The sequence below is a fragment of the Janthinobacterium sp. CG_23.4 genome (assembly GCF_029892305.1).
Classification (GTDB): Bacteria; Pseudomonadota; Gammaproteobacteria; order Burkholderiales; family Burkholderiaceae_D; genus Janthinobacterium; species Janthinobacterium lividum_D.
Genome location: NZ_JARXUX010000001.1, coordinates 3,042,374 through 3,054,536 on the forward strand (window position 1 = coordinate 3,042,374; position 12,163 = coordinate 3,054,536).

Sequence of the window (12,163 nt, forward strand, 5' to 3'; positions counted from 1 at the left end):
TTCGCCGCACCCTCTGCGGGGCGCGGTCGCCTGCCTGTCCTTCTTACTGCACCGACGGATGCTGCAGCAACGGATGTTGCAACAACCAGGCGTCGAGACTGACCGCCGTTTCGCGCGGCAAGTGCAGGCCCAGCTTGGAGCGCCGCCACAGGATGTCGGCCGCGCTGACGGCCCATTCGTGGCGCCGCAAATAATCGACTTCCGCCGCGTACAGGCCGGCGGCAATTTCCTCGCCCATGGCTGCCACGTCCTTACGCCCATCGAGCAGCATATGGATGCGCGTGCCGTAGGCGCGCGCATAGCGCGCCACCAACGCCGCCGGCAGCCATGCGTAGGCGTGCTGCAAGCCTTGCACGAACTGGCCGAACTCACGCACTGACTTGTTCTGCGGCGTGCTGCCGAACACGTCGCCGCCAGGCAGGCAGGCGTGTTCCGTCCAGGCCCGCCGCCTCTGGCCTGGCTCGGGTACCAACATGGGTTCCAGCAGATCGAGGGCCTCCTCGGCCAGCTTGCGGAAGGTGGTGATCTTGCCGCCAAAAACACTCAGCATCGGCGCGCCGTCCTGGTCCAGCTCGAAACGGTAATCGCGCGTGACGGACTTGGCATCGGCCGCCGCGTCTTCCACCAGCGGGCGCAGGCCAGCATACGTCCAGACTACATCGGCAGGCACAATGGGCTTACTGAAATAATAACTTGAAAGTTCACACAAGTAACGAATTTCCTCGTCATCGATTTCCACCTTGCCACTGTCGCCGTGATAATCAAGGTCGGTGGTGCCGATCAAGGTGAAATCATCCTCGTAAGGGATGGCAAACACGATGCGCCCGTCCGGATGCTGAAAAATATAGGCGTGGTCATGCGCGAACAGGCGTTTGACGACGATATGGCTACCCTTGATCAGGCGCAAATTCTGGCCTTGCCGGCCGGGCGCCGCCTGTTGCATGAATTCGGCCGTCCACGGTCCCGCCGCATTGACGACGCTGCGCGCGCGCACCGACAGTACGCTGCCGTCGCTCTTCTGCAGGGTCGCCAGCCAAGCATCGTTGTTACCCGCAGTGTCGCGCACCAGCGCCGTGCAGCGCGTCTGCGTCAGCACATGCGCGCCCCTGTCGGCCGCGTCGATGGCATTGAGCACTACCAGGCGCGCATCATCGACCCAGCCATCGGAATACACGAAGCCGCGCTTGAACTCCGGCTTTAAAGGTTTTCCTGCCGCGTGGCGCCGAAGGTCGATGCCGCTGGAGGCTGGCAAGATTTCGCGCTTCGCCAGCATGTCGTAGAGAAACAGGCCGGCGCGTATCAGCCAGGCTGGGCGCTGGCCCTTCGCATGTGGCATGACGAAACGCAACGGCCACATGATGTGCGGCGCCGAGCGCAGCAGCACTTCGCGCTCGATCAGCGCCTTGCGCACGAGGCCGAACTCATAATATTCGAGGTAGCGCAGGCCACCGTGTATCAGCTTGGTGGAAGCCGACGAGGTGTGCGCGGCCAGGTCATCTTTTTCGCACAGCACCACCGACAAGCCCCGACCGGCCGCGTCGCGCGCGATGCCCGCGCCATTGATGCCGCCGCCCACCACCAGCAGGTCGCATTCCATCGCAGATTCGAGCACTGCGTCGATTCCCTGCTGTACTAAGGCCATCGGAACTCCATCATTATCAAGGACAGGCGATCAAGAAAGACTAGGCACACCCGACGACTGTGGTTAAGATCAATACGGATGTCATACGAATGCAATATGGTTAAGATTACGCCATAAATCGAACTCATAGCAACATATTTTTACCCGCATTTGTTCGATTTTCTTCGTTTGTGGAATTTTAAAGAGATATGCCCATGATTTTGAATCCCCGCCAGCGCCGCTTGCTTGAAGTGGTGCGCCAGAAACTCACCATGTCAGTCGAGGAGTTGGCCCAGCAACTCGGTGTCACGCCGCAAACCGTGCGGCGCGACGTCAAGCAAATGGAAGAAGCGCGCCTGCTGGCGCGCTATCACGGCGGCGTGGGCTTGCCCTCCTCCGTGGAAAACATCGATTACAGCCAGCGCCAGGTCTTCAATAGCGATGCCAAACGGCGCATCGCCGCCGCCGTCGCCGCGCAAGTGCCGCATGGCTGTTCGCTTCTGATCAATATCGGCACCACCACCGAGGAAGTGGCGCGCGCGCTGGGACAGCACAGCGGCTTGCACGTGGTGACGAACAACCTCAACGTAGCGGCCATCCTGGCCGACAACGCTGCCTGCGAAGTCATCGTCGCTGGTGGCGTGGTGCGCGGGCGCGACCGGGGCATCGTGGGCGAGGCCACTATCGACTTCATCCGTCAATTCAAGGTCGACATCGGCATCATCGGCATTTCCAGCATCGACGAAGACGGCAGCCTGCGCGACTTCGATGCACGCGAAGTGAAGGTGGCGCAAGCCATCATCGAGCAGTCGCGCGAAGTATGGCTGGTGGCCGACCAGCATAAATTCGGCCGCAAGGCGCTGGTGCGCCTGGCCGACCTGGCACAAATCGATCTCTTGTTTACGGACGCGTCGCCGCCGGCCCGCTTTACCGCAGTCCTGCGCGAGGCAGGCGTGAAGGTGGTGGTGGCCTGAGCGGCTGGCAGGTCTGCAGCCACCCTTGGCACTGTCGCGTGGGCAATACGGCAGCGATGGGCAAGCACAGCGAATGATATGAAATATTTATCAAGTTGAAAAAAAGCTGTTACCATTGATGCAACATGAGTTATTTTTTTTATCTTCCACTCCAGCAATACGATTATTCACTTGATATTGCTTTTTATATATCCAGAGCAAGAAAAAAGGAAAAACTCTTTGCCGGCCAGTGATTTCCTGTGAAAACAGTGTTAGAACTGCCTCAAGCAGCATGATTGTTCCCCAACAAACCACTCGACGGCAAGCGTGAAGGCCTTGACCATGCCGGTAACGCCGCCCAGTGAAGGAAGATAAATGAGCCATAATTTTGAAACGGCCGCCACGCCGCAAGCCACCCATTCCAACAGCGCTCCCGTCAGCGAGCTCGAAGCCCATCTCGGCTACTGGCTACGTTTCGTGTCCAACCATGTTTCCCACGGCTTCCAGAAAAAAGCCGAAGCCAACGGCGTGACGCTGTCCGAATGGGTGGTACTGCGCGAAATGTTCCGCCTGGGCTGCACCTCGCCCACGGTGCTGGCGCAAGTGTCCGGCATGAGCAAGGGCGCCGTGTCGAAGCTGATCGACCGCCTGGAAAGCAAGGGCATGGTCAGTAAGTCGATCCTGCTGGCCGACCGCCGCCAGCACTCGATCGAACTGACCACGGAAGGCGAAGCGCTGGTGCCCGTGCTGGCCGGGATGGCGGACCAGAATGACGAAGAATTCTTCGGCAAGCTGCCGCGCCAGCTGCGCGATGCCCTGCTCGAGGCGATGAAGGAAGTGGCGCGCACGCATCAGCTCAAAAGCGTGCCGCTAAATTAAAACGGCTTGCGGCAACGGTGAGACGCAGGCACGCGCACTTCAGCTGTGCTGCTGGCGTGAGCGTCCACCAGGCACACAATGGCCTTGCACATCGCAACCCCGGCGCGCAACTCACGCGCCCTAAGCCTGTACAGCGAACGCGACATCTGGCTCAAGCTTGAAGCCTTGCAGCCGCCCGGCACCTTCACGATTCGCGGCATCGGTCTCGCCTGCGAACAATACGCGCAACGTGGTGCCAGCCGGTTCATCTCTGCTTCTGGCGGCAATGCCGGCATCGCCGTGGCCTACGCGGGACGCCAGCTGGACATACCCGTCATCATCGTGCTGCCGGAAACGAGCAGCGCCACGCTATCGCCGCCCTAACGCTAGAATAAGAACAACAGCTTTGCGCCAGATCATGGCACATCACGCAGCCAGGGTGCCAATGCCGGCGCACGCGGGAACTTGCACGCAGCGCAGCGTGTCTCACTACCATCTGCAGCTATCGCGCGAGGCAACGATGGTCAAGACACTACGACGCTGGCGGCCACCGTGGGTGCCATGGCTGGCTGGCGCTGGCGTGTTGTTCATTACGTGGAGCAACACGCCAGCAGCGCAAGAGCCTAAGGAACACAGCGAACTCGACGCCACCGTCGTCGCGCCGTTCCGCGCCACGCGCATAGAAAGCGCCACGCAGGCACGTACATTTCTTATCCGCCTCGCCTATCCCGACGGGGGGCGCAGCCATGCAGTGCGCTGGACGCTGACACTGTCCGGCGCCGGCCCGCAAGGGGCCGTGCTGCGACGCTGGTCGGGCACGCAGCAGGTGGGCGCCGACAGCCAGAGCGTCACCGTACTCTGGGATGGCCGCGCCGACGCCGACGCCGACGCCGACGCCGACGCCAACGCCAATACCCGCGCACGGCGCGTGCTGGTGCCGGACGGCTTGTACGCGCTGCGCCTGCTGGCCGTAGCGGCTGCCGGCACGCCGCAGCAAGCGCAAGTGCACGTGGAACAACAATGGCACATCCAGGTGCAGCGCGGGCGAGGTACGGCAGCGCGCGTACCGGCCTTTCAGGCCGGCCTGCAACAACTGCCCAGCCTGGATGGCCGGATCGTCTATCGCATCGCCTACGCCAACTTGCACAGCCAGACGCGCCACAGCGACGGCGGCGCAGCGCTCGACGCCTGCCATGGCGCGCAAAAACCACAAACGGCGCCCTACGGCCCCACCGATGCCTATGCCTATGCGCATAAACACGGCCTGGATGCACTGCTGACATCCGAGCACAACCATATGTACGACGGCTCCGATGGAACGAATGCACGCGCCAAGCCTGCCGAAGCAAAAGCCCTATATCAGACGGGCCTGGCCGAAGCGGCCGCCTATACAAACGCCCACCCCGGCTTCCTGGCTCTGTACGGCATGGAATGGGGCGTCATCAACCAGGGTGGTCATGTGAATATCCTCAATAGCGAACAGTTGCTGGGCTGGGAAAGAAATGCCAGCGGTGAATTACTGGCTGACGTGGAAACGCCGAAGGGCGATTACGCGGGCCTGTACGCGCTGATGCGCGAACGGGGCTGGCTTGGCCAGTTCAACCACCCCGCGCAAACGGGCCAGTTTCTCGTCAACGGCCAGCCGCTGGGCTACACACCGGACGGCGATGTGGCCATGGTGCTGTGCGAGGTGATGAACAGCTCCGCCTTTTCCAGCAACGACGAGGAAACGGAGACGCGGCGCAGCAACTACGAGGCAGGCTGCAACCGCGCCCTGGCCGCCGGCTACCATGTGGCCTTCAGCAGCAACCAGGATAACCACTGCGCCAACTGGGGCGCCGCCTACGGCAACCGCACGGCTGTGCTGGTAGCCAGTGCGGCCGCCGGCACGCCCGTGACACGCGACAGTTTCCTTGCGGCGCTGCGCGCGAGACGGGTGTTTGCCACCATGGACAAACATGCGCAACTGCTATTTACGGCCAATGGCCGGCTGATGGGCGAGCGTTTCGATAACCACGGCCCCTTGCACCTGGCCACCCATTTCAGCAACAGCGCCGGGCGGCAAGCGGCGGCCGTCGCCATTTTCCACGGTGTGCCGGGCGGCAACGGTTCCGTCACCCCAGTGTCGAACCAGGCCAGCATCACCGTCACACCGGCGCCCGGCCCGCATTTCTATTACGCGCGCTTAACGCAGGACGATGGCAAGCTCGTCTGGTCGGCACCCGTGTGGGTGATGCAGCTGCAGTAAGCAATGTCTGAGCGTGACGGCGCCGCAGATTCTACGGCGCCATGCAATTTTAGGAAATAATATTAGAAAAGCATGCTGTTTCTTGGCATGCCACCGTTGGAGGCTGGTTCCCCGCATTAATCCATGGCAACATGGCTGCGCCGTCTTGAGAGCAAGACGGCGCAGCCGAACACCGCCAAGGAACCGTCCATGTCTTTTTATCGCACTTTCGCCGGCAGCGTGCTGCTCGGCCTGGCTACAGCGGGCATCGCCCACGCGCAAGCACCCGCGCCCACGGCTCCGGCCGACCCCCATTTGTGGCTGGAAGAAGTCCTCGGCGACAAGCCGCTGGCCTGGGTCCAACAGCGCAACGCTGTCACCACCCAACAATTGCAAGCCCGTCCAGGCTTCCCGACCCTGCAGGCGCGTCTGAAAACCATCCTCAATTCGAAGGAGCGCATTGCCTACGTCAGCAAGGAAGGCGCTTTTTACTATAATTTCTGGCGCGATGCCCAGCATGTGCGCGGCATCTGGCGTCGCACCACGCTGGCGCAGTACCAACTGGCGGAACCGGCCTGGGAAACCGTGATCGACCTCGACCAGCTGGCCACCACCGAGCATGAAAACTGGGTCTGGGCCGGCGCCTCCTGCCTGTATCCGAAAGCCGAGCGCTGCCTCATTTCCCTGTCGCGCGGCGGCGGCGACGCCCAGGTGGTGCGCGAATACGACGTCGCCAAACGCGCCTTTGTCGAGGACGGCTTTAGCCTGCCCGAAGCGAAAGGCAGCGCCAGCTGGATCGACCACGATACCATCTTCGTGTCCACCGATTTTGGCCCCGGCACGATGACCAGCTCGGGCTACCCGCGCATCATCAAAGAATGGCAGCGCGGCACGCCGCTGGCGCAGGCGAAAACATTATACGAAGCCAAGGCCGACGACCTGAGCGCGGGCGCCTACAAAGACTTCACGCCCGGCCACGAACACCAGTTCATCGAGCGACAAATCGATTTCTACAGCGGCGAAATGTTCCTGCGCGACGGCGCCGACTTGAAGAAAGTGCCGAAACCGGACGACGCCACGGCATCGACCGTGCGCGACCAATTGATCATCACCTTGCGCTCGGACTGGAAAGTGAACGGCAAGACCTATGTGCAAGGCTCCTTGCTGGCGACCGATTTCAAGGCCTTCATGCTGGGCAAGCAAGAGATGGAAGTGCTGTACGCACCGACCGCCACGTCTTCGCTGGACCATGTCACGCCAACGAAATCAGCCATCCTCGTGACGACCCTGGACAAGGTCAAGAACCGCCTGACGGAGCTGCGCCATGTGAACGGCAAGTGGCAGCGCCGCGCCGTCGATGCGCCGAAACTGGGCACCCTGGCCGTCAGTGCGCTCGATCCGGTCGACTCGGACCAGTACTTCCTGACGGTGACCGACTTCCTCAACCCCACCACCCTGTACCTGGCCACGTCGGGTAGCGACAAACGCACAAAAATCAAATCGCTGCCCGCCTACTACGACGGCGCGCCGTACAAGGTGGAGCAGTTCGAATCGACATCGAAGGATGGCACCAAGGTGCCGTATTTCGCCATCATGGGCAAGCAGACGAAATTCGATGGCCGCAACCCTACCGTGCTGTATGGCTATGGCGGCTTTGAAGTATCGCTGAAACCAAGCTACAGCGGCACCACCGGCGTGGCGTGGCTGGAAAAGGGCGGCGTCTACGTGCTGGCCAATATCCGCGGCGGCGGCGAATTCGGCCCCCGCTGGCACCAGGCGGCGCTGAAGGAAAACCGCCAGCGCGCGTATGACGATTTCATCTCGGTGGCGCAAGATCTGATCAAGCGCAAGATCACCAGCGCGCGCCACCTGGGCATCATGGGCGGCAGCAATGGCGGCCTGCTGACGGGCGCCGTGCTGGTACAGCGTCCCGATTTGTTCAACGCCGTCGTCAGCCAGGTACCGCTACTCGACATGCGCCGCTATAACAAGCTGTTGGCGGGCGCCTCGTGGATGGGAGAGTACGGCGATCCGGACGTGCCGGAACAATGGGCTTACATCAGCAAGTACTCGCCGTACCAGAACGTCTTCAAGGATAAAAAGTATCCGCGCGTGCTGTTTACGACCTCGACGCGCGACGACCGCGTCCACCCTGGCCATGCGCGCAAGATGGTGGCCAAGATGGAAGAGCAAGGCCACGACGTGCTGTACTGGGAAAACACGGAAGGCGGCCATGCGGGCGCCGCCAACAACGACCAGCAGGCGCTGATGTGGGCGCTGACCTATACCTTCCTGCTAGAGCAGCTGAAGTAATGTGGTGGTGTCGGATTACGCGTTCCGGTAATCCGACCTACCGGGCTGTCGGTAGGCGTAGGTCGGCTTAGCCCAACGGGCGTAAGCCGACAACATTGTCGACGCGGGCCGCAGACATTGCTTATTTCGACTGCGCACTGGGGCGCGCGGCGATGCGGTCGCGGTAAGCCTGCAGGTGCTCCAATCCCTCTGCGCCCGGACGGTACTTCATCAGGCCGCGCACAAATTCCAGCGTGCAAAAGGCCGTGATGTCGGCAATCGTATACCGGTCGCCAGCGATGTAGGGCTGCTTGGCCAGCAACTGGTCCAGCCATTGCGCGGTCTCGCGCAGCTTGCCCGCCTGCGCCGCAGCGAAATCGGGCAACTGCGGGTTTTCCATCGCCACCAGGGCCGGATGGCCGTGGCGCGCCCAGTTGGCAGCGGCACTGAGCAAGTTCAGCTCCACGCGGCGGTCGGCCATTTCGATGAAGGCGCGCTCCTCGAAACCCTCGCCCATCAAGTTCGGCTGCGGCTGCAAGCCTTCCAGGTAGGTGCAGATGGCGCGTGCCTCGGTCAACACGCGCCCGTCCGACAGTTCCAGCACGGGCACGCGGCCCAGCGGGTTTTTCGCCAGGAAGGCAGGGTCACGTTGCTGGCCCGCCATCAGGTCAAGCGCCACTTCCTCGATGCCGGTGATGCCTTTCTCGGCGATAAACATCGTGACGCGGCGTGGATTGGGCGTGCGGGGGCTGATATACAGTTTCATGCGCTTGATCTCGTCTGGTTGTGGTGGTGGTGGACAATCGGGTGCGGCACTCGCCTGTGGCAGCGCGCCCCGCTACCCATCATACCAGCGGCGGCACTGGCGCGTTGACTTTGCATCCGTTTCGCCTTAGATTGCCTACGGGAGCGCTGGCGTTCAGTTCCAGCGATGTCCCGCTACCGCCATCGACGCTCGCGGCCTACCCGGCTGACGGGCGTTTTACTCATGCACCAAGGGCATACCATGCATCGCATACCAACACCGCGTTTCCGCCGCAGCCAACTGGCCGCAGCTGTCCTGGCACTGACTGCCATCACCGCCTTCAAGCCGGGCCACGCCGCCCCTGGCGTCAAGTACGCCTCGGCCAGCCATGCCAACGCCACCACGACGCAGCTGCCACGCGGCGTCACGCCTTTGCACTATATGCTGTCGATCACGCCAGACGCTGCCGCCGCCACCTTCAAGGGCGCAGCCGCCATCAAGGTAGCCGTCGACACGCCAACGACCAGCATCACCTTGAATGCCTTGAACCTGGCGTTTGCCAGCGCCGCCATCGAAGGCGCTGGCGGCAGCAAGCAAGTGACGCGCCAGATCGAGTTCGATGCCGACAAGCAGACGGCGACGCTGCACTTTGACCAGCCGCTGGCCAAGGGTGAGTACCAGTTGCGCATCGACTACAGTGGCAAGATCGGCACGCAGGCCACGGGCCTGTTCTCGCTCGACTACGACACACCGCAGGGGCGCCAGCGCGCGCTGTACACGCAGTTCGAAAATTCGGATGCACGCAGCATGCTGCCGTCTTGGGATGAACCGGACTACAAGGCGACGTTCGCGCTGGACGTGATCGTGCCAAGCAAGCAGATGGCAGTCGGCAACATGCCCATTGCCAGCAGCGAAGAACTGGGTAATGGCATGAAGCACGTGCGCTTCGCCACCACGCCGCGCATGTCGACGTATCTGCTGTTTTTCGGCCTGGGCGACTTCGAGCGGGCAACAAAGATGGCCGACGGCACGGAAGTAGGCGTCATCACCAAGAAAGGCGCGCTGGCGCAAAGCCGCTACGCACTCGACGAGTCGAGCGCCCTGCTGCGCGAATACAATGATTATTTCGGCGTGCGCTACCCGCTGCCCAAGCTCGACAACATCGCCGCGCCGGGCCGCAGCCAGTTCTTCGGCGCCATGGAAAACTGGGGCGCCGTCTTCACCTTCGAATACGCCCTGCTGCTCGATCCGACCATCTCGACCCAGACCGACAAGGAAAACATCTACACCACGCTATCGCATGAAATGGCGCACCAGTGGTTCGGTGATTTGGTCACCATGCGCTGGTGGGATGACCTGTGGCTCAACGAAGGGTTTGCGTCGTGGATGGAAAGCCGCACCACCGAGCGTCTGCACCCGGAGTGGAACACGGCCCTGTCCAACGTCGGCGGGCGCGAGTCTGCGATGAGCCAGGACGCGCTGCGCACCACGCATCCAGTGGTGCAGCGCATCGCCACCGTGGAGCAAGCCAGCCAGGCCTTCGACGGCATCACCTATCAAAAGGGCGAAGCGGTGATCCGCATGCTCGAAGCGTACGTCGGCGCCGACACCTGGCGCACGGCCGTGCGCAACTACATGCGCAAGCATGCCTATGGCAATACGGTGTCGGACGACTTGTGGCGCGAAGTCGATGCTGCCGCCGGCAAGCCTGTCAGCGCCATCGCCCATGATTTCACCTTGCAACCGGGCGTGCCGATGATTACAGTGAGCGACGCCGTGTGCAGCAAGGGCAGCACCCGCGTGACCCTGACGCAGAGCGAATTTTCCAAGGACCAGCCGGACAAGAAACCGCTGTCGTGGAAAGTGCCGGTGATCGCCTCGACGGTCGGCAACGGCAAGCCGGCGCGCGTACTGGTCAAGGATGGCAAGGCGATTTTGAACGTGCCCGGTTGCGGCGCCCTGCTGGTGAACGTGGGCCAGAGCGGCTACTACCGCACCGTCTACGCGCCCGCCGGCGCGCGCGCTCTGGCAGGCAGCTTTGCGCGCCTGGCGCCGATCGATCAACTGGGTTTGCTGGCCGATAGCCAGTCGCTGAGCATGGCGGGCTTGCAAGACCCGGCCGGTTTCCTGGAACTGCTGAAAGCGACGCCCCTGTCGGCCGATCCGCAGGTGCTGGGCCGGGTGGCCGCCTCGCTCAACAGTCTATATGAACAATATGCGGGTGACAGCGTGGACAGCAAAGCGCGCCAGAAGGCGTTCGGCCGCTTTGCCATGACGCGTTTGACACCGATGATGACGCAGACGGGCTGGGAAGCGCGCGCGGGCGAAGCGTCCAGCGTGGCGACCCTGCGCGGACGCCTCATTTCCATCCTCGGCGACATGGGTGAGCCGGGCGTACTGCAAGAGGCGCGCCGCCGCTACGCAGCCAGCCTGCACGATCCCGCCGCCATGTCCGCAGCCCTGCGCAGCAGCATCCTGGGCGTGGTGGCGCAGCATGCCGATGCGGCCACCTGGGAACAGCTGCACGCCAAGGCAAAGCAGGAAAAAACGCCGCTGGTGAAGAACCAGTTGTACGACTTGCTGGCCGCCAGCGATGATGCCGCTCTGGCACAACGGGCGCTAACGCTGGCGCTGACGGAAGAGCCGGGCGTGACCAACAGCGCAGCCATGATCTCGCGCGTTTCGCGCACGCATCCTGAGCTGGCATTCGACTTCGCGCTGGCGCACCTGGAACAAGTCTATGCGCGCATCGACGCCAGCTCGCGCAGCCGCTACGTCCCGCGCCTGGCCGCCGCTTCGGCGCAGCCGGACATGATCGCCAAGCTCGAAGCGTACGCGCAAGCGCACCTGCCGGCCGGTGCGCGCGGCGACGCCGACAGCTCCGTCGCTGGCATCAAGTACCGCATCAAACTGCGTGCCGAACGGCTGCCGGCCATCGATGCATGGCTGGCGAAGCAGGCGGGCTGAGTACAATTGCCGGCGCGACGGCGCCGGCAAGAAGAAAAAGCAGACAAAAAAAACCGGCTTCGCACAGTGCGGTAGCCGGTTGAAACGCTGTTTCAGAGCGCAGGGATAAACTGGGGAAGCATAAAAAGCGACAGCAAAAGCGGAAATCGTGCCGGTCATTGAGGTGTCCGGCAACCCTGGGCCCGGGGTTTCCGTGCGCCATGACTCCACTATGCCAGCCCTTGCCTGTAACAGGCTTAGAACTTCATTAAATCCCTGCACGATTGCTGCTTTCCCCCTGCCACGCCCTGCGATCATTGCTGTAAAACAAGTTTCACGTATCTGGTGCCGATGCTTGAGCTCACCGGCTAAGCTGTTGAGCCATGCCTGCATCCTATCGCTCCCGGAGCGTAGTGATTTGCGCAACACATGCCATATGCCAACAACAGCATCATAGCAGCGCTATATGACCGCCCTATGACCGCCTTATGACGTAGCGCTAACATTACACGCGCGCCGAC

8 protein-coding genes are annotated in these 12,163 nt (G+C 62.3%); 6 read left to right on the forward strand and 2 right to left on the reverse strand.

Annotated elements, in window-relative coordinates; all coding sequences use genetic code 11:
* Positions 1-43: 43 nt before the first annotated feature.
* On the reverse strand, positions 44-1,642 hold the full coding sequence (gene glpD / locus H4V96_RS13585; RefSeq protein WP_261981011.1) for a glycerol-3-phosphate dehydrogenase: 1,599 nt from the start codon (positions 1,640-1,642) through the stop codon (positions 44-46).
* A 194-nt stretch (positions 1,643-1,836) separates the two neighbouring features.
* On the opposite strand from glpD, the gene H4V96_RS13590 reads away from it, so the two are divergent.
* From H4V96_RS13590 to H4V96_RS13610, 5 genes are all read left to right on the forward strand, one after another.
* On the forward strand, positions 1,837-2,595 hold the full coding sequence (locus H4V96_RS13590; RefSeq protein ID WP_196855575.1) for a DeoR/GlpR family DNA-binding transcription regulator: 759 nt from the start codon (positions 1,837-1,839) through the stop codon (positions 2,593-2,595).
* Positions 2,596-2,949: 354 nt separating this feature from the next.
* Positions 2,950-3,453: a MarR family transcriptional regulator gene (locus H4V96_RS13595; protein WP_196855574.1), complete on the forward strand. Its 504-nt coding sequence runs from the start codon at positions 2,950-2,952 to the stop codon at positions 3,451-3,453.
* A 78-nt stretch (positions 3,454-3,531) separates the two neighbouring features.
* Complete coding sequence (locus tag H4V96_RS13600; protein WP_196855573.1) at positions 3,532-3,816, forward strand: pyridoxal-phosphate dependent enzyme; 285 nt, start codon at positions 3,532-3,534, stop codon at positions 3,814-3,816.
* Positions 3,817-3,850: 34 nt separating this feature from the next.
* Positions 3,851-5,680, forward strand: coding sequence for a CehA/McbA family metallohydrolase (locus H4V96_RS13605; protein ID WP_280721002.1), 1,830 nt, complete (start codon positions 3,851-3,853; stop codon positions 5,678-5,680).
* Between the two features lie 123 nt (positions 5,681-5,803).
* Positions 5,804-7,972 (forward strand): prolyl oligopeptidase family serine peptidase, encoded by a 2,169-nt coding sequence (locus H4V96_RS13610; RefSeq protein ID WP_280721003.1) that lies wholly within the window; start codon positions 5,804-5,806, stop codon positions 7,970-7,972.
* Positions 7,973-8,093: 121 nt separating this feature from the next.
* Here the strand turns inward: H4V96_RS13610 and H4V96_RS13615 are convergent, their stop codons facing one another.
* A complete protein-coding gene (locus H4V96_RS13615; RefSeq protein WP_196855571.1) occupies positions 8,094-8,717 on the reverse strand; it encodes a glutathione S-transferase family protein in 624 nt (207 codons plus the stop codon).
* A 240-nt stretch (positions 8,718-8,957) separates the two neighbouring features.
* Here H4V96_RS13615 and H4V96_RS13620 point away from each other — a divergent pair, with 240 nt between their 5' ends.
* Entirely contained in the window at positions 8,958-11,663 is a 2,706-nt protein-coding gene (locus H4V96_RS13620; RefSeq protein WP_196855570.1) for a M1 family metallopeptidase, read from the forward strand.
* Positions 11,664-12,163 lie beyond the last annotated feature (500 nt).